Source organism: Pseudomonas sp. F220, assembly GCF_057813935.1.
The window spans coordinates 48,432-67,168 of record NZ_JBVASJ010000003.1 but is presented as its reverse complement, the minus strand read 5'-3'; the positions used below and the strand labels follow the sequence as shown (position 1 = coordinate 67,168).

Here is an 18,737-nt window from a genome sequence, read left to right as displayed (position 1 = left end):
TGCGACCCATGACCGTGTTGAAGATGACCGACCTCGATCTGCAAGGTAAGCGCGTACTGATCCGCGAAGACCTCAACGTCCCAGTCAAGGACGGTGTTGTCACCAGCGATGCGCGAATCCTGGCTTCGCTGCCGACCATCAAGCTGGCCCTGGAAAAAGGCGCGGCCGTGATGGTCTGCTCGCACCTTGGGCGTCCGACCGAAGGCGAGTTCTCGGCCGAGAACAGTCTCAAGCCAGTTGCTGATTACCTGAGCAAGGCCCTGGGCCGTGAGGTGCCGTTGGTGTCCGACTACTTGGGCGGCGTTGACGTCAAAGCCGGCGACATCGTGTTGTTCGAGAATGTTCGCTTCAACAAAGGCGAGAAAAAGAACACTGACGAACTGGCCCGGCAATACGCTGCTCTGTGCGACGTGTTCGTGATGGACGCCTTCGGTACCGCTCACCGCGCTGAAGGCTCGACCCACGGCGTGGCCAAGTTTGCCAAAGTCGCCGCCGCAGGCCCGTTGTTGTCTGCCGAGCTGGACGCACTGGGCAAAGCCCTCGGCGCACCGGCCCAGCCAATGGCCGCCATCGTCGCTGGCTCCAAGGTCTCGACCAAACTCGACGTGCTCAATAGTCTGAGCCAGATCTGCAACCAGCTGATCGTGGGTGGCGGCATCGCCAACACCTTCCTCGCTGCCGCCGGTCACCCGGTTGGCAAGTCGCTGTACGAGCCGGACCTGCTGGACACCGCCCGCGCCATCGCCGCTAAAGTCAGCGTGCCGTTGCCGGTCGACGTAGTGGTTGCCAAGGAATTCGCTGAAAGCGCTGTAGCCACTGTCAAGCTGATCGCTGACGTGGCCGCTGACGACATGATTCTGGACATCGGTCCGCAAACCGCTGCGCACTTCGCTGAGCTGCTGAAGTCGTCCAAGACCATTCTGTGGAACGGTCCGGTGGGTGTATTCGAATTCGACCAGTTTGGTAACGGCACTAGAACCCTGGCCAAGGCTATCGCCGAAAGCTCTGCGTTCTCCATTGCTGGCGGCGGCGACACCCTGGCGGCTATCGATAAATATGGCGTTGCCGATCAAATCTCCTACATTTCTACCGGCGGTGGCGCGTTCCTCGAGTTCGTCGAAGGCAAAGTGCTGCCCGCTGTTGAAGTGCTGGAAAGTCGCGCGAAAGCGTAAAGGTTGATTTGGCCAGAAAAAGGAACATTCACATGGTCAAAACGTTACCGCTATTGATTGTCGCGGGTCTGCTGGCCGGTTGTGCCAGTGCGCCCCAGGCCAAGCAGGAACCCGCTGCGGGTGAGTCGGGAAACGGTTGCTATCAGGCTGATTGGCAGGCCGAAACCGCCCCGGTGATCAACAAGCGCTCGGGGCCCGAGGGGTTGGATAAGTACGAGACTCCTGGCAAAGCCAAGGAACATGGTTGCCCTTGACGGGTCAGATTCAATAACGTGCAGTGCTTGCAGCTGTAACCGCAAGTCGAGGAGCACCGATGAAAGGCCTTATTGCCGTGGCGACACTGGCACTGCTTGCAGGTTGCGCCGACCTGCACTTGTTTGAGTCGCCGCAGCAGGATAACTGGACGACCTGGAGCTGCGACAGCCAGGCGCAGGTGGTTTGGCGTTACACCGACAGCAGTCGCAAGGAAGTCGATTTGCGTTTGGGCGGTGCCGATCAGGTCTATCGCCTGAAACTTGAGCCAAGCGGCTCGGGCTCGCTGTACAGCAATGACATGCTGGCGTTTCACATAAAAGGTGAGGAAGGCCTGGTTTACTGGGTCGCCACCAACGATTTGATCGGCCGCGGCTGTAAAGCTGAATGATACGTGGGGCCGACGCTAAACCTGTAGGAGCCGAGCTTGCTCGCGATGAGGCCAGCAAATTCAACACATGTGTTGGCAATTAAACCGCTATCGCGAGCAAGCTCGGCTCCTACAGGAGATCGAAGGCTCTAAGGATTTCTGCAATACCGAATTGGCAGTCAGGGCTTACCCCCGATCTGCAATAACTTGAATAGCAGCCGCCGCTACGGCAGGCTTGCACGATTAACGACCCTCAACCGGGAGATACACACTCAATGGCACTCATCAGTATGCGCCAGATGCTGGACCACGCAGCCGAATACGGCTACGGCGTTCCAGCCTTCAACGTCAACAACCTTGAACAGATGCGCGCCATCATGGAAGCCGCTGACAAGACTGACTCCCCGGTGATCGTCCAGGCTAGCGCCGGTGCGCGCAAATACGCCGGTGCGCCATTCTTGCGCCACCTGATCCTGGCCGCGATCGAAGAGTTTCCGCACATCCCGGTGTGCATGCACCAGGACCACGGCACCAGCCCTGACGTCTGCCAACGTTCCATTCAACTGGGCTTCAGCTCGGTGATGATGGACGGCTCTCTGGGCGAAGACGGCAAGACTCCGACCGACTACGACTACAACGTCCGTGTGACCCAACAAACCGTAGCCATGGCTCACGCCTGCGGCGTTTCGGTAGAAGGCGAGCTGGGCTGCCTGGGTTCGCTGGAAACCGGCATGGCCGGTGAAGAAGACGGCATTGGCGCAGAGGGCGTGCTGGATCACAGCCAAATGCTCACCGACCCGGAAGAAGCTGCTGACTTCGTCAAGCGCACTCAGGTCGACGCTCTGGCCATCGCCATCGGCACCAGCCACGGCGCTTACAAATTCACCAAGCCACCTACCGGCGACGTGTTGGCCATCGACCGCATCAAAGAAATCCACAAGCGCATCCCTAACACCCACCTGGTGATGCACGGTTCTTCTTCGGTTCCGCAAGAGTGGCTGGCGATCATCAACCAGTACGGCGGCGACATCAAAGAAACCTACGGCGTCCCGGTTGAAGAAATCGTCGAAGGCATCAAGCACGGCGTGCGCAAGATCAACATCGACACGGACCTGCGCCTGGCATCGACTGGCGCCATGCGCCGCCTGATGGCCACCAACCCGAGCGAATTTGACCCACGTAAATTCTTCGGCGCTACCGTGACTGCGATGCGTGACGTGTGTATCGCACGTTACGAAGCCTTCGGTACTGCGGGCAATGGTTCGAAGATCAAACCGATCTCTCTGGAAGCGATGTTCCAGCGTTACGCCAAAGGTGAGTTGAACGCCAAGGTTAACTAAGCCTGCGCGTTTAATAGCGTTAATAAAAAACCCGCAGAGATGCGGGTTTTTTGTGAGCGGAACACAAGGCTGATCGTTCCACGCTCCCGCATGGGAACGATCAATCTTCACTTCATGTTGTGATCGATATCCAGCTTGGAGAACGTCACTTTCCCACCTTCGCTGGTGTACCCAGTGTTGTCCTGCACATAGACCCCTGCCTTGAAGTACAGCGGTTTGTCGCGCCAGGTAGCGCTGATCTGAGTGTCCCATTGATAGCCGGCGGCGCTGATACCCAGAGCGCCGCCGGGGCTGAGGTGGATCAGGTAGGAGAACTCCTGATCGAGCTTCACCCCTTCGGCGATGATGATCACGCGGCCCTCCTTGTCATCGGGGTGCATGCGGACTTTGGCGACGATGTTGCCGGTCTTGGTACTGGTTTTGTATTGGTACTCAACCTTCACCATCGGTTTTTGGCTGTTGTAGGCGTGGATCTGGCCGATGACGATTTTGCCCGAGGACGGCACCTGATTCACCATCAGGGTGGCGTGCAACAGGTTGTCGGCGTCGGGGTAGAGCCAGTTGTGTAAGGTGCCGTTGGAGTAGGTTTCGCGCAATTCGGTACGCGGAAATTTGGCATTTTCGGTGCGTGAGCCGGTCACGGGTGACCAGAAGAACAGGGTGCCGGAATCGGAATGAAAGTACTGATCCTTGAAACCATCCACCAGTTTTGGCGTGTCGATGGTCGCCGGAGGGTTGCCGACGGGAACGCTCAGGTTCCAGGTTGCCAGATCGATCATATTCAAACCTTCTACGGATTCATGCTACGCGCGAGTAAGGAAAGGCTTTAGCCCGCGCTTTTGAGGGCGGTCTTTATAAGCGTAGAACGACCCTTTGTTAATGCCCGTCTGGCAGACGGTTGACGTCAACCTTCTGGCTAAATGCCATTTTTCCCGGTTTACGGGGGCTGTAGCCTTGACCGTTAGTCGGGTGCCAGAGGGTTTGGTTCAATGATGGCGTGATGACACCTTCTGCTTTGCCGGATCCGGTCTAGAGTGAAGGCTTAGTATTTGTCCGGTTTTCCCTCGGTTACCGACACGACGCCCCGACAAGAGAAGCAGCATGGAATGCGCGCAACCCAAGCCAGGTGAAGTCCGCTCAGTCCTTTTGATAGTTGATGACTATCCCGAAAACCTGATCAGCATGCGTGCGTTGTTACAGCGACAGGACTGGCACGTAATGACCGCCGCCTCCGGGGTCGAAGCGCTGGGCTTATTACTTGAGCATGATGTCGACCTGGTACTGCTGGATGTGCAGATGCCCGGGATGGATGGTTTTGAAGTGGCGCGCTTGATGCGCGGTAGCCAGCGGACTTGCCTTACCCCAATCATTTTTCTTACCGCCAACGAACAGTCCCAAGCCTCGGTGATCAAGGGATACGCCAGTGGTGCGGTCGATTACCTGCTCAAGCCGTTCGACCCGCAGATCCTCAAACCCAAAGTTCAAGCACTGCTGGAGCATCAGCGCAATCGCCGGGCCTTGCAGCGTCTGAGCCATGAGCTGGAGGCGGCGCGGGCATTCAACGCCTCGGTGCTGGAAAACGCGGCGGAAGGGATTCTGGTGGTGGATGAGGGCGGGTGTATCCGCTTTGCCAACCCGGCGATTTCGCGCTTGCTCAATACCCCGGTGGCAGAGTTGCAGGGGGCGGAGTTTGTGCGTTTTCTGCAAAAGCCTCATGTGCCCAGCTGGCTCGATTCAGAGCTTTATACCGGTTACTGCCGCGGCGAAACCTGGCGCTTGCACGATGCCATGTTGCGCACGGTTCCCGGTCAGCAAGTGCCCGTGGCACTGTCCTGTGCACCGCTGCCGTCCGAGCAGAAAGCCATGGTGGTGACGGTGCTGGATATGTCGGTGGTACGCCACCTGCACCAGCAGCTTGAATTCCAGGCGGTCACTGACCCATTGACCGGGTTGCTCAACCGTCGTGGCTTTTACCAGACAGTGGAGAACCTTCTGCTGCGCAGCGAGCGTTCGGACACCACACCGGTGCTGCTGTATCTGGATCTCGACGGCTTCAAACGGGTCAATGATTCCTTGGGGCACGATGCCGGGGATCGAGTGCTGCGCTGGGTGTCCGAGCAGTTGAAGGCGTGCTTGTGCTCCTTCGACATTCTGGCGCGCATGGGCGGTGATGAGTTCACCGCGCTGCTCGATCTGGAGTTTCCCGAACAGGCGGCGAAAATTGCGGAAAAGCTCATTGAGCGAGTGTCGATTTGTCAGCAAATCGAAGGTATGGACATGGCGCTCGGGGCGAGTATCGGCATCGCCACTTACCCGGATTGCGGCTCCAACCTCGACGGCTTGCTGCGGGCGGCCGATATCGCCATGTACGAGGCCAAGCGTGCGGGGCGTCAGCAGTATCGGTTCTACGATCACGGGATGAATGGCCGCGCACGTTCGCGTTTGATGCTCGAAGAGAGCGTGCGCTCAGCGATTGAGAACAAGGATTTCAAGCTGGTATATCAGCCCCAGGTGGCGGTAGCTGACGGGCGTCTGCGCGGCTTCGAAGCCTTGTTGCGTTGGCAGCACCCGAGCGTCGGTGATGTGCCGCCGGGGTTGTTCTTGCCGTTGCTGGAAGAGGCTCGGTTAATCAGCCGCCTGGGCAGCTGGATCTACCACCAGAGCGCCGCTCAGCGGCGTGCCTGGGAGAGCATATTCGCTGACTATCTGGTGCTCTGCGTGAGCCTGAGCAGTACCCAATTCGGCATGCCTAATCTGGTCACAGAATTGCGTCAGGTGCTTGAGCGTCATGGTTTGCGAGCTCAACAGCTGGAAGTCGAAGTGACCGAGGACGCCTTGATGCAAAGCCTCGAGGAGTCCCGCAAACAGCTGCGGCTGTTGCGCAATCTTGGGGTGCGGATCGCGCTCGATGATTTTGGCGTGGGCAACTGTTCTCTGGTCCATCTGCGCGACCTGGAACTCGATACCCTCAAGCTCGATCGGCAGTTGATCGCTCGCTTGCACGACTCGCCGCGCGATGCAGCGATGGCCAGCAGCATTATCAATCTGGGCAAGCAGTTCGGTTTGCTGGTGATCGCTGAAGGAGTGGAAACCCTCGAGCAATATCAGTGGTTGCAGGCCCATGGTTGTGAATACGTACAAGGCTATCTGGTGACGCATCCGCTGACGGCCAGTGACGCCGGCCGCTTTGCACAGCCGTTTGACTGGAGCGCGCTGGAGGGCTGAATTCGCTACACTGGTGACCTTTCGTGACTGTGTTGCCGCCCCATGACCACGCTGAAATACCTCCAGGCCTATCCCGCCGCATTGCAAGAACAGGTGCACCAACTGATCGCACAAGATCGGCTGGGCGACTACCTGAGTCAGCGTTATCCACATAAACACGCGGTGCAGAGCGATAAGGCGCTGTACAGCTATGCCCTTGCCTTGAAGCAGGAGCATCTGCGTAACGCGCCGTCCATCGACAAAGTGCTGTTCGATAACCGTCTGGACCTGAACCATCGCGCCCTCGGTTTGCACACGGCTATTTCCCGGGTGCAGGGCGGCAAGCTCAAAGCCAAGAAGGAGATCCGCATTGCGTCCTTGTTCAAGGACGCGGCGCCGGAGTTTCTGCGCATGATCGTGGTGCACGAACTGGCACACTTCAAAGAGTCTGACCACAACAAAGCGTTCTATCAGCTCTGCGAACATATGCTGCCGGGTTATCACCAATTGGAATTCGATCTGCGCATTTACCTGACTTATCGGGACATGCAGGGCAAGGCCGTTGTGGCCCCGTAGCGGTTATCGACAAGGAGTTTGTGAATGGACGTGAGTAAAACCAAGAGCAGCTTTTACCGCCGTTTGTATGTGGCTTATCTGATCGACAGCCAGCTGGCCAGCAGCGTTCCGGCGCTCACCGAAGTCACCGGGATGCCCCGACGCACGGCCCAGGACACGATCGCGGCGCTGGCGGACCTGGACATCGTTTGTGAGTTCGAGCAGCAGGATGGCGCTCGCAACCATGCCGGGCGTTATCGGATTCACAGTTGGGGAGCGATAGATAAGGGCTGGATTACGCAGAATCTGGGGAAGATAAAGGCGGTTTTGGGGTATCCCTGAGCTCTCTCTCGCCTTGAGAACCACCCCTCACCCTAGCCCTCCCGGAACGCCGGACCGCCCCAGAGGGGCGAGGGAACTGATTGTGTGATTCTTTGGAGATACTGCGACCTGTATTTGCGAGTTGAACTCAGGTTTTGAAGAGGATGAAGATCGGCTCCCTTTCCCTCTCCCCTTTGGGGCGGTCCGGCGTTCCGGGAGGGCTGGGGTGAGGGGTGGATCTTGAGTCCTACGCAAGACTCAAGGACACCTCAAACCTTACGCATCCCGATATGCGGAATATCATCTTCAAGATATTCCTCACCCGCCACGACAAACCCATATCGCCCGTAGTAGCCCTGCAAATGCGCCTGTGCCGAGAGGTAGATCGGCACCTCTGGCCAGTACTTTTCAGCCTGCTTCAAGGCGTGAACCATCAGTTCATGGCCCAGCCCTTTTCCTCGTGCTTGGGGTGCAATCACCACCCGGCCGATGACCACGTCACCGCCTTGGGAAACCGGGTCGAGCAAACGCAAGTACGCCACCAGTTGGTCACCGTCCCACGCCATCAAATGGCAGGTGTCGCCTTCCAGGTCCTGGCCATCGACTTCTTGATAGGCGCATTTCTGCTCGACAACGAAGACTTCCGTGCGCAATTGCAGAATGGCGTACAACTGTTCTTTGCCCAGATCGTTGTGGTGTTTGCAGACCCAATCGATTGTCATCTCTTCATCCTGTAAGAACTCTGGCTCAGATACTAAGCGTCCTGCGAAGGGATGTCTGCCAGCGGCAGAGATCGTTTATGTGAGCGCAATCAAATTGCCATCATTCATTTTGCTCGGCACTGTCTTCTTTGTGTAATCTGCCTTGTAGCTCTTCGCAGTGGCTCACATGAGCTAATGTTAGGGCCGGAGTTGTCGCCGCTTATTGGCACACGGGCCTTCGAGTTTTGGCTAAAAACACGCTGGGCTGCCCGCCCGCTAAGGATGTTTTAGCATGCCGCGTTTGCATCGAGCCTTTGCTTTGATTGGATTGCTCTTGCTGGGTCAGAGCGCTTACGCGGAGAAATTGCGTCTGGTAGCTGATGCCTGGCCACCGTTTACCGACGCCACGCTGGTCAATGGCGGGTTAGCTACCGATATAGTCAGTACTGCCTTGGCGCGGGCTGGCTATGCCAGTGAATTCGAACAAGTGCCTTGGGCCAGAGCCTTGCAGGGTGTTGGTGAAGGGCGTTACGACGTGCTGGTGAATGCCTGGTTCAACGAGGCCCGGACCCATCTCGGGCAGTTTTCCAGCGAGTATCTGCTCAATCGGGTGTGCTTTATCAAGCGTAAGGATGAGCCGATCGAATACAAAAATTTGCAGCAATTGCATGAGTATCCGATCGCTGTTGTGCGCGGTTATGCCTATTCGTCGGCCTTCGACGCAGACCCGGATTTACAGAAAGTCCCTGTGCACAACTTTTCGATGGCGGTGCGCATGCTGGCCGCCGATCGCGTGAAGTTGACCCTGGAAGATGAATACGTCGCGCGCTACTACCTGGCCCGTGAATCGCCCAAGGTGCGCAATGCAGTGGAGTTTGTGCCTAATCCGCTGAGCGAAAACAGCCTGCACATTCTGGTCAGCCTGAAAAACCCCGAGCATCAACAAATCGTCGCCGGTTTCGACCGGGAGATTGCGGCGATGAAGGCTGATGGGAGTTATGACCGGTTGCTGAGGCAGCACGGGATGTAGCGAGGATCGTCTTGGGTGCTGATCCAGGAGATGTATCGATCATGGTGACGGTTTCGCGGGCAAGCCTCGCTCCTACAAGGTCCGCGCAAATCCTGTAGGAGCGAGGCTTGCCCGCGAGACGGCTGGGTGGGCAGCAGATATCCCAAGCCTTGTAGGATCGACTGCTTAATCCTTGCTCGTATCCTTGATCAAATGCGCTGCCAGGGTCCGCAACGGACCGAGCTGGCGGCAGATCAGTGCCAGCTGGGTTTGCACCAGCCGCTGGCCTTCGTCGATATCATCCGGCATCTGTTCCAGCTCATTGGCCAATGCTTCTTCGGCATCGCTCTGAATCGCAATCGGCAACTTGCTTGCCAGCCCCTGAGCGATTTCATCGATGCTCGCTGCCAGGCTGGCGCCAGCACCGTCGATCAACTGCTCGCGTACTTCAGTTGGTAACGGGGTTTCACGGTGGGCACCGAGGCCCGACAAGTAGCTGAGCAAAGTGTGCGAGAGCACCAGGAAGCGGAAACCGACATCGGCTTCCTTCCGGAAATGCCCCGGCTCCATCAGCATATTGGCCAGCGTGGTCGACAGTGCCGCGTCAGCGTTGTGGGCATTGCGTCGGGCCAGGCGATACGCCAGATCATCACTTTTGCCAGCAGCGTATTGCTGCATGATTTGCCGAAGGTAGATGCTGTTGCAGGTCAGGGTATTGGCCAGCACTTTGTTCAAGCGGCGGCCTTGCCAGTCCGGCAGGAACAGGAACACCGAGAGCCCTGCAATCAGGCTACCGAGCAAGGTATCGAACAGTCGTGGCAGGAACAGCCCATAGCCGTCGCCGACCTGATTGAAGCAGAACAGCACCATCAAGGTGATCGCCGCCGTGGCCAACGTGTAACGGGTGGTACGGTTGATAAAGAACACCACCCCGGCGGCGATGGCGAACAGCGACTGGATCAAGGGGCTCGGGAACAGATCGAACAACGCCCAGGCCAGGGTCAGGCCGATCGCCGTGCCGATGATCCGCTGACCCAGCTTGCGCCGGGTCGCGCCGTAGTTCGGTTGGCAGACAAACAGTGTGGTGAGGATGATCCAGTAACCCTGGGATGGGTGGATCAAATGCACCATGCCGTAGCCGATGCTCAAGGCCAGGGGCAAACGCAGGGCGTGACGGAATAACAACGAAGTCGGCGTCAGTTGGGTGCGTAGGCGCGTCCAGACATCCTTGAAGGTGCGCGGCGAACGGTCCAGCAGGCTGCTGTCGGTGGCGTCGGCCAGGGTGTCCGGGTTGCTCGCATCGCTGAGCAGCCGGTCGAGAGTGCCGAGGTTCGCCGCCAACGCGCGCAAAGAGCGCAGCAGGCCGCGCCAGGTCGGGTTGCTCTGGATGCGCAGGTGTTCGAGGGAGGCGTGCAAGTCGTTCAGCGCTTCGGCGAAGCTGGCGTCATACACGAATGGCTGGCGCATCTGGATCGACTCAGCCAATGCCTGACAGGCCTTGCCTTGTTGGCGCAGCAGGCGCAGACAGCGAAATAGCACGTCGCTGTGGAAGAAGGCTTCGGCCAGCGCGTTGTAGGGGTAGTGCGAGGAACTGGCGCGCTCATGGATGTCTTGAGCGAGGAAGTACAGCTTCAGATAGCGGCTGACTTTCGATCCCGGCCGGCCATTGCCGACCCGGTGCAGGATGATTTCTTTGGCGGCGTTGAGCGCTGCGACGACCCGACCGTTTTGCTGGGCCAGTTGCAGGCGCCGCGCCTCGACGTCCATTTGCCGAATGGGCTCGAACAGCGACGACTTCAGCTTCAGGTAATACCCCAGCTCACGGAACAATCGCGCCAGGCTCTGCTGCACCGGCTGGTTGGAGAACAGTGCCTGCCACAGGACCGACAGCAGGCCGTACCACGCGGCACCGGCCACCAGCAGCACCGGTTCATGCCAGAAATCAGTGACCGCACCGCCGCGCTGGTCCACGCCGATCATGGTGTAAACCGAGAGAATCAGCGTCGCCGACGCAATCGCCCCATAGCGTTCTCCCAAGGCGCCGAGCATGGTCAGGCCGAAACTGGCGAGCGCCAGGGCAGCCACAAATATCAGCGGGTAGGGGAATAACAGCTCGACGGAAAGCGCGGCGACACTGAAACAGACCAGAGTCACGGCCAAGGCATTCAAGCGGCCTTGCCAACTGTCGTCGGTCTCGGCCAGGGCGCTGGCAATAATCCCCAGGAACAACGGGATCAGCAATCCCATTTCGTCCTGATACCAACACAGCGCCATGCTGCCGGTCAGGGCGATGAACACCCGCACGCTGTAGCTGAATTTATCCAGCGCCCAAAGGCGACGCAGAGACTGACGAAACGAGGTCGATGACATGAAGTGCGAGGGCCTTCCGGGGCAATCCAGCTAAATTGAGCCAGTAATGACGACGGCGCAATGGCGCCGATCACATCTGACAGCAAAATCTGTTCCTTTAAGATCAATACATAACCAATGTGGGAGCGAGCCTGCTCGCGATGGGGTCAGCACATTCAACATCGATGTTGTCTGTCAGACCGCTATCGTCGGAGCGCCGCCCGGAGCAGGCTCGCTCCCACATTTTGTTTTGTGTTGGTCAGACGTATTGCGCAGCCGCGTAGCCGGAGGCCCAGGCCCACTGGAAGTTGAAACCGCCCAGATGCCCTGTGACGTCCAGTACTTCGCCGATGAAATACAGACCCGGGCTTTTCAGGGATTCCATGGTTTTGGAGGACACTTCACGGGTATCAACGCCGCCCAGGGTCACTTCCGCCGTGCGATAGCCTTCGGTGCCGGCCGGGACCAGTTTCCAGCTCGCCAGTTTTTCGGCGATGTCGGCCAATTCAGCGTGGGTGTACTGCTTCATCGGCTTAGAGACGAACCATTGTTCGGCCAACAGGTTGGCCATCTTCTTGGTGAAAATCTCGCCGAGCAGGGTTTTCAGCTCGCTATTGGGGCGTTCGGCTTGCTGCTGTTGCAGCCAGCTCGGCACGTCGTAATCCGGCAGTAGGTTGATTTCTACGGTGTCGCCCGATTGCCAGTACGAGGAAATCTGCAAAATCGCCGGGCCGCTAAGGCCGCGGTGGGTGAACAGGATGTTCTCGCGAAAGCTCTGATCGTTGCAGCTCACCAGACAATCCACCGAAGTGCCCGACAGCTCGCCGCACAGTTCTTTGAGTTGATCGGTGATGGTGAACGGCACCAACCCGGCGCGGGTTGGCAGCAGGTCATGGCCGAATTGCCTGGCCACCTGATAACCGAAACCGGTCGCGCCAAGGGTTGGAATCGACAGGCCGCCGGTGGCGATCACCAAGGATTCGCACGTCAGCTGCCCCAAGGTGGTCTCCAGCAGGTAGCCGCTTTCGAGTTTTTCGATCTGCTGGATCGAGGTGTCCAGGTGCAGGCTGACGCCGACCTGTTCACACTCATCGAGCAGCATGCCGAGGATGTCGCTGGACTTGTTATCGCAGAACAACTGACCGAGTTTTTTCTCGTGGTAGGGCACGCCATGCTTGGCCACCAACCCGATGAAATCCCACTGGGTGTAGCGGGCGAGGGCAGATTTGCAGAAATGCTCGTTCTGCGAGAGAAAATTGTTCGGTTCGGTGTACATGTTGGTGAAATTGCAGCGCCCACCGCCGGACATCAGGATTTTCTTGCCGGCCTTGTTGGCGTGATCTATCAGCATCACCTTACGCCCACGCCCGGCGGCAGTCAGCGCACACATCAAACCTGCGGCGCCAGCGCCAATGATCACGACTTCGGTAGAGCGCAAAACGGTGTCCTCTTAATGTGTCACCACAAAACAAACTGTGGGAGCGAGCCTGCTCGCGATGGGGTCAGCACATTCAACATAGTTGTTGTCTGTCAGTCCGCTATCGCGAGCAGGCTCGCTCCCACAGGGAAGTGCGTTGTTCTTACAAGATGCGTACGCGCAACGAGCGGCCTTTGATTTTGCCTTCGCTCAAACGCTGCACGGCCTGCTTGGCGATTCCGCGTTCCACGGCGACGTAGGCCTGGAAGTCGAAGATCGCGATTTTGCCGACCTGGGCACCCGGGATACCGGCGTCGCCCGTCAGTGCGCCGAGGATATCGCCTGGGCGAACCTTGTCTTTACGGCCGGCGCCGATGCACAGGGTGCTCATGGCCGGCAGCAGCGGGGCGCCGCCCTGGGATTTCAGGTTGTCCAGTTGATCCCAGCTCAGTGGCGATTTCTGCAGTTGCTCGATGGCTTGGGCGCGATGGGCTTCGGACGGCGCGACCAGACTGATCGCAATACCTTTCTCACCCGCACGACCGGTACGGCCGACGCGGTGGATGTGGATTTCCGAGTCACGGGCCAGTTCGACGTTGACCACCATGTCCAGCGCATCGATGTCCAGACCGCGAGCGGCGACGTCGGTGGCGACCAGTACCGAGGTACTGCGGTTGGCGAACATCGCCAGCACCTGGTCACGATCGCGTTGTTCCAGGTCGCCATGCAGGCCGACGGCGGAAATACCTTTGGCGGTCAAATGGTCAACGGTTTCCTGTACTTGCTGCTTGGTAAAGCAGAAAGCCACAGTGGATTGCGGACGGAAATGCGCGAGGATTTTGACCACTGCGTCCATGCGCTCTTCTGGCGAGATTTCGTAGAAACGCTGCTCGATCTGGCTGTCGGCGTGCATTGCCTCGGACTTCACTTGCTGCGGGTTACGCATGAATTTCGAGGACAGCTGCTTGATGCCGACCGGGTAGGTGGCGGAGAACAACAGGGTCTGGCGACGCTCTGGAGTCTGCATGATGATTTCTTCGATGGAGTCGTAGAAACCCATGTCGAGCATGCGGTCGGCTTCGTCGAGGATCAGGGTGTTCAGACCGTCGAGTTTCAGCGAACCCTTGCGCAGGTGCTGCTGGATACGACCCGGAGTGCCGACGATGATGTGCGCGCCGTGTTCCAGGGAAGCGATCTGCGGGCCAAAGGACACGCCGCCGCACAGGGTCAGGACCTTGATGTTGTCTTCGGAACGGGCCAGTCGACGGATTTCCTTGGCGACCTGGTCGGCCAGCTCGCGGGTCGGGCACATGACCAGCGCCTGGCAGCCGAAGAAGCGCGGATTGATCGGGTTCAGCAGGCCGATGCCGAAGGCCGCAGTCTTGCCGCTGCCGGTCTTGGCCTGAGCGATCAGGTCCATCCCTTTGAGGATCACCGGCAAGCTTTGCGCCTGGATCGGCGTCATCTGGGCATAACCGAGGGAGTCGAGGTTAGCCAGCATGGCGGCGGACAGCGGCAAAGTATTAAAAGCGGTGGCGATGGTGGTCACGGGACGGGCCTGCAAAACAAAATGTCGCGCAGTGTACCAGTCCCGAGCATTTCCCCCGCAAGTTCTGGACGAAAAGTAGCCAGGTGCGGCACCTTTTGTCAGAAACTAATGCTCAATATGCTCTTCCGGAAGGCGAATACGCCGGCCGTCCTTGGGTGACAGCTGCAAAAAGATCGCCGCGGCCAGCATTGCCATGATGCCGACGGTCACGAAAGTCAGCTGGAACGCACCCAATACAGTGTCCACACCGTCGTTGCCCACCTCAGCGGTAAAGCCACCGAGCAGGGCTCCGGCACACGCCACGCCCAGGCTCAGGGACAATTGCGCGACCACCGACAGCAGGCTGTTACCGCTGCTGGCGCTGGCGTCGTCGAGGTCGATCAGGGTCACGGTGTTCATTGCGGTGAACTGCAGCGAGTTGACCGCACCGAGCAATGCCAGTTGAAACAGCAGTATCCCGTAAGGCGTCTGTTCGCTGACCAGTCCCATGCTCGCCAGCAGCAAACCCAGCGCAAAGGTGTTGCCAGTGAGCACGATGCGGTAGCCGAGGCGCTCGATCAACGGTCGGGCGACCCATTTGGCGATCATCGCCGCAGCCGCCAGCGGCAGCATGCTCATCCCGGCTTGGGACGGTGAATAACCCAAGGCAATCTGCAGCAACAACGGCACCAGAAACGGCAGGGCGCCGCTGCCCAGGCGGGCGAACAGGTTGCCCAGGATGCCCACGGCAAACGTCCGGGTCTTGAACAGCGACGGTGCAAACAATGGATTGTCGATATGCCCGGCCCGCAGCCAATAGGCCGCCAGGCACGCCATGCCGCCGAACAGCAGCAACATCACCCGCAAGTGCGGCAGGTGCAACTCGCCCAGACCTTCCATGGCAATGGTGATCAACACCATCGCCGCGCCGAACAGTAGAAAGCCGATGCCGTCGAAACGTGTGCGTTCGCTGCCGCGCAAGTCGGGAATAAAGCGCCAGACCGCGTAGCAGCCGATCAGGCCGACCGGCAGGTTGATCAGGAAGATCCAGTGCCAGGACAGGTACTGAACCATCCAGCCGCCCATGGTCGGGCCGAGCAGTGGGCCGAGCAGACCGGGGATGGTGATGAAACCCATGATCCGCACCAGTTCCGAGCGCGGGTAGGCCCGCAGCACTACCAGCCTGCCCACCGGCAGCATCAGGGCGCCGCCGAGCCCCTGTATGACCCGGGCGCCGATCAGCGTGCTCAAGCTGCTCGATAGCGCGCAGAGCAGCGAGCCAAGACTGAACAGCAGGATTGCGCCGAAGAAAATTTTCTTGGTGCCGAAGCGGTCGGCGATCCAGCCGGAGGCGGGGATCAACAGGGCCACGGTGAGCATGTAGGAGATGACCACGCCTTGCATGCGCAGCGGGTCTTCCGCCAGGTCCCGAGCCATGGCGGGTAGCGCCGTGTTGAGGATCGTCCCGTCGAGGGACTGCATGAAAAACGCGATGGCCACCACCCACGGCACCCAGCGGGCGGTTATTGCGTCAAGCGTCGGGCGGTTGGGCATGGGACCTCTTGTGATGAGTGGTGGCGCAATCAGCAAGAATGGCGAAATCCTCGTAGCAGCCTTCGGCAGCTGCTACGGGGTTTTTGCGTGTTACAGGGTCAACGTCAACCGGCTGACCAGCGCTCCCGGCAGCAGCGCCGAGGCGGTTTGTCGCTGGCTGTAGGTGCTGGCCGACAAGATCAGTTCCCGCTCGCTGGTCAGTGCTTCCAGTTGCGAACCCAGCAAGCTGTAGGCGCTGTCGTCGAAACGCATGGTGCTGACCGGTGCCTGTATTTTGCCGTTTTCCACCCAGAAGGTGGCGAAGCGGGTCATGCCGGTCAGGCGCGCTGCGGGCAGGTCCGAGTAGTTCAGGTACCAGAGGTTGCTGATGTACAGGCCGGTTCCCAACTGCTTGAGAATCTCTTCCTGCGCCAGCGAACCCGCCGCCATGTTCAGTGCACTCGGCGATTCGCCGCCATCGGCACCATTGGCCGTGAGACCGTATTCGGCGGCACTGCGCGAGTTGACCAGTTGCGCATCGGCCTTGCCGGCATTGATCAGCTTCAGATCGCTGCGCGGATAACCTTCGCTGGAAAACGCCGGGCTCAACGATCCCGTGACTTTTTCATCGAGGGACACCTGTGGGCTGAAATCGCAATCGCCGCCGTAAAGCCGTTGCAGCGGGCTGCTCTTGCTGGCGATCGACTGGGCCGAGAAACCGCCCCAGCAGAGCATGCCGATGATTTCCTCAAGGGCGGCCGGGGCGAGGTAGGCCCGGTATTGTCCCGGCGCCAACGTGCGTAGCGGTCGGCTCAGGTATTCCAGCTGCTCGCGGGCCTGCTGGAAGCGCTTGGCGAAACCCTCACTGTTCCAGGCATGCCCGGCGTAGCTGGCCTTCACCGCCTGGCCGTTGGCGTGGAACAGGCTGAAGTCGAAGTTGAAACTGTTGGCTTGATGCCAGCCAAAGGCTCCCGCTGAACTGGCGAAGCCACGGCTGATGGGACCTGCGGCATAGAAACCGACCAGATCGAGCCCTTCAGCAGCGCGGCTGATGGCCTCCACGACCTGCACGGTGTCGGGCAGCGGGTGGTCCTGCACATTCTTGCTCTGCCAGCCATTGTGGTTGAGCAGCAGGTACGGGTCCTGTGGCAACAGCGGCAGGGTTTCGCGCAGCTGTTGCAGGCCGTCGGCAAGGCGCTGACAGTCGACTTGCGGGTCACCCGCGAGGGTGATGCCGAGGTTCGCATGGCGACCGTCGTTAATCAGTTTGAAGCTCAGGCTGGCCTGTTGTACATGCCCGGCCTGACGCACCTTGGCGTGGTTGAAACGAATGAACTCCGAGGACTCGGCGTCGTAGCTCAGGGTGAACTGTTCAGGCTCGCGCAGGTTGTCGCGCAACCAGCCGACCAGCGCCTGGAATTGTTGCACCTGACTCATGGCGGTACTCATCAGGCATCTCCTCCAAACACATCAACGTTGCTGAACACGCAGGCGGGCGACGCATGGCCGACCCGGATCACCTGATTCGGTTCGCCTTTACCGCAGTTCGGCGTGCCAAGGACCTTAACGGTACTGGCGTCGCCGACGGCGCTGAGGTTGCGCCAGAACTGTGCGGAAATGGCACGGTAATTGGGGTTCTTCACCACGCCTTTGAGCTCGCCGTTTTCGATCAGTTGGCCCCATTCGCAGCCGAACTGGAATTTGTTGCGCGCATCGTCGATGGACCAGGAACGGTTGGTCGACATCAGCACGCCGTGCTCAATGCCGCCGATCAGTTGCGCAAGCGATTGATCGCCGGGCTCGATGTTCAGGTTGGCCATGCGGTCGATCGGCGGACGGTTCCAGCTACAGGCGCGGCTGTTGGCGACGCCTTCGAGGCCGGAGCGGTACTGCGACAGCGCGCCGCCCAATGGGCGCAGGAGCAACCCTTCGCGGATCAGAAATTGTTTGCTGGCTGCACTGCCGTCGTCGTCATGGCCGTAGCTGGCGAGCTGTTCGGGAATGTCCGGGTCGAAGGTCACGTTGAGCAGTTTCGAGCCATATTGCAGGCTACCGAAGTCGCTGGCTTTGACGAAACTGGTGCCGGCGTAATTGCGCTCGTCGCCGAGAATGCGGTCCAGTTCCAGCGGGTGTCCGATGGACTCGTGGATCTGCAGCATCATCTGGTCTGGCATCAGCAGCAGGTCGCGCGGGCCTTGCGGGGTGTTCGGCGCCAGCAGCAGTTGCAGCGCCTGGTCGGCGACTGTTGGCCCTGCACCCACCAGCCCACAGCGGCTGATCACATCGGCGCCGCCTTGCTGGCCGAAGTTCTCGCGGCCCAGGCTACGGGTCTGGCTGTCGCTGCCGTCGTAAGCGGTGATCTCCAGGCTAGGGTAGACAAAACGTTGCGCCTGGCGCAGCTCGGCACCGGCGTTGTTGAGGTAGATCTGCTCAACGTAGGTGATTCCGATGCTCACTTGCCAGTTCACCAGCCGCTCGTCTTTTGGCACGGCGGCGGATTCATCGCCGAGCAATTGGTAGCAGTCGCTTAGAGACGGGAAGGGTTGTTCGAGGTTCGGTGAAAAGTAGTCGCCGCGCTCGCTGGACACCGGCTGTTGGCGCAGGTCGAGCAGGGCATGGACGGCGATCAACCGGGCTTGCTGTTCGGCCCGATCGAGGGCGGCTTGCAAGCCGGATTGGGAAAGGTCGTTGGTCGCGGCGTAGGCTTCGACGCCGTTGACCCGTGCGGTCAGCATCGCGCCTTCGTCGCGGCCCAGGTAGGGAGGCTCTGCAACGTTCTTGCGCACCGACAGGTACTGACCAGACTCGCGCACATAGCGCAGCGAAAAGAATTCAGCGCCCGTGCGCAACGCAGCAAAGCGCTGCTTGAGCTGGGGGTGGAAATCGAACATTCGAAGAACCTCCTTGTGAGTGGCGGCGACCATGAAGGCCTCATCGCGGGCAAGCCTCGCTCCTACAAGACCAAGATTGAATCAAAAATGCGCGA

Annotated in this window: 16 protein-coding genes; 8 read left to right on the top strand and 8 right to left on the bottom strand. The window is 59.3% G+C overall.

The genetic code is table 11. The features are described 5' to 3' along the window. Positions 1 to 8: 8 nt before the first annotated feature. The 4 genes from ACZYSM_RS03830 (at position 9) to fba (ending at position 3,134) form a co-directional block, all read left to right on the top strand. The gene (locus ACZYSM_RS03830; protein ID WP_489069020.1) at positions 9 to 1,172 is read left to right on the top strand and encodes a phosphoglycerate kinase; all 1,164 of its coding nucleotides are present in this window, start codon (positions 9 to 11) and stop codon (positions 1,170 to 1,172) included. A gap of 32 nt (positions 1,173 to 1,204) precedes the next feature. Next, positions 1,205 to 1,426, top strand: a complete 222-nt coding sequence (locus ACZYSM_RS03825; RefSeq protein ID WP_489069018.1) for a hypothetical protein — start codon at positions 1,205 to 1,207, stop codon at positions 1,424 to 1,426. Between the two features lie 59 nt (positions 1,427 to 1,485). Beyond that, positions 1,486 to 1,815: an MliC family protein gene (locus ACZYSM_RS03820; RefSeq protein WP_489069016.1), complete on the top strand. Its 330-nt coding sequence runs from the start codon at positions 1,486 to 1,488 to the stop codon at positions 1,813 to 1,815. A 254-nt stretch (positions 1,816 to 2,069) separates the two neighbouring features. Beyond that, a complete protein-coding gene (gene fba, locus ACZYSM_RS03815; protein ID WP_150644440.1) occupies positions 2,070 to 3,134 on the top strand; it encodes a class II fructose-bisphosphate aldolase in 1,065 nt (354 codons plus the stop codon). 107 nt (positions 3,135 to 3,241) lie between these two features. On the opposite strand, the gene ACZYSM_RS03810 is transcribed toward fba, so the two are convergent. After that, positions 3,242 to 3,913, bottom strand: a complete 672-nt coding sequence (locus tag ACZYSM_RS03810) for a polysaccharide lyase family 7 protein (protein ID WP_489069013.1) — start codon at positions 3,911 to 3,913, stop codon at positions 3,242 to 3,244. A gap of 322 nt (positions 3,914 to 4,235) precedes the next feature. Here ACZYSM_RS03810 and ACZYSM_RS03805 point away from each other — a divergent pair, with 322 nt between their 5' ends. Genes ACZYSM_RS03805 through ACZYSM_RS03795 form a run of 3 tightly spaced genes read left to right on the top strand, consistent with a single transcriptional unit; the run spans position 4,236 to position 7,235 of the window. Beyond that, a complete protein-coding gene (locus tag ACZYSM_RS03805) occupies positions 4,236 to 6,359 on the top strand; it encodes a putative bifunctional diguanylate cyclase/phosphodiesterase (RefSeq protein WP_489069011.1) in 2,124 nt (707 codons plus the stop codon). Between the two features lie 42 nt (positions 6,360 to 6,401). Beyond that, a complete protein-coding gene (locus ACZYSM_RS03800; RefSeq protein ID WP_489069009.1) occupies positions 6,402 to 6,914 on the top strand; it encodes a M48 metallopeptidase family protein in 513 nt (170 codons plus the stop codon). Between the two features lie 24 nt (positions 6,915 to 6,938). Further along, positions 6,939 to 7,235, top strand: a complete 297-nt coding sequence (locus tag ACZYSM_RS03795; protein ID WP_489069007.1) for a winged helix-turn-helix domain-containing protein — start codon at positions 6,939 to 6,941, stop codon at positions 7,233 to 7,235. Between the two features lie 248 nt (positions 7,236 to 7,483). On the opposite strand, the gene ACZYSM_RS03790 is transcribed toward ACZYSM_RS03795, so the two are convergent. Continuing rightward, positions 7,484 to 7,936, bottom strand: coding sequence for a GNAT family N-acetyltransferase (locus ACZYSM_RS03790; RefSeq protein ID WP_489069005.1), 453 nt, complete (start codon positions 7,934 to 7,936; stop codon positions 7,484 to 7,486). Positions 7,937 to 8,207: 271 nt separating this feature from the next. On the opposite strand from ACZYSM_RS03790, the gene ACZYSM_RS03785 reads away from it, so the two are divergent. Next, complete coding sequence (locus tag ACZYSM_RS03785; RefSeq protein WP_489069003.1) at positions 8,208 to 8,945, top strand: substrate-binding periplasmic protein; 738 nt, start codon at positions 8,208 to 8,210, stop codon at positions 8,943 to 8,945. Between the two features lie 165 nt (positions 8,946 to 9,110). Here the strand turns inward: ACZYSM_RS03785 and yccS are convergent, their stop codons facing one another. The 6 genes from yccS to ACZYSM_RS03755 all read right to left on the bottom strand — a co-directional run bounded on the left by yccS (position 9,111) and on the right by ACZYSM_RS03755 (position 18,642). Further along, positions 9,111 to 11,294 (bottom strand): YccS family putative transporter, encoded by a 2,184-nt coding sequence (gene yccS / locus ACZYSM_RS03780; protein ID WP_489069001.1) that lies wholly within the window; start codon positions 11,292 to 11,294, stop codon positions 9,111 to 9,113. Positions 11,295 to 11,532: 238 nt separating this feature from the next. Further along, entirely contained in the window at positions 11,533 to 12,711 is a 1,179-nt protein-coding gene (locus ACZYSM_RS03775) for a BaiN/RdsA family NAD(P)/FAD-dependent oxidoreductase (RefSeq protein ID WP_489068999.1), read from the bottom strand. 142 nt (positions 12,712 to 12,853) lie between these two features. Then, positions 12,854 to 14,191: an ATP-dependent RNA helicase DbpA gene (dbpA, locus tag ACZYSM_RS03770; protein WP_489069528.1), complete on the bottom strand. Its 1,338-nt coding sequence runs from the start codon at positions 14,189 to 14,191 to the stop codon at positions 12,854 to 12,856. Positions 14,192 to 14,344: 153 nt separating this feature from the next. Further along, complete coding sequence (gene mdtD, locus ACZYSM_RS03765; RefSeq protein ID WP_489068997.1) at positions 14,345 to 15,772, bottom strand: multidrug transporter subunit MdtD; 1,428 nt, start codon at positions 15,770 to 15,772, stop codon at positions 14,345 to 14,347. A 90-nt stretch (positions 15,773 to 15,862) separates the two neighbouring features. After that, entirely contained in the window at positions 15,863 to 17,200 is a 1,338-nt protein-coding gene (locus tag ACZYSM_RS03760) for a TldD/PmbA family protein (protein WP_489068995.1), read from the bottom strand. Then, positions 17,200 to 18,642, bottom strand: coding sequence for a TldD/PmbA family protein (locus ACZYSM_RS03755; RefSeq protein ID WP_489068993.1), 1,443 nt, complete (start codon positions 18,640 to 18,642; stop codon positions 17,200 to 17,202). Before ACZYSM_RS03755 ends, ACZYSM_RS03760 begins: the two co-directional genes overlap by 1 nt. Positions 18,643 to 18,737 lie beyond the last annotated feature (95 nt).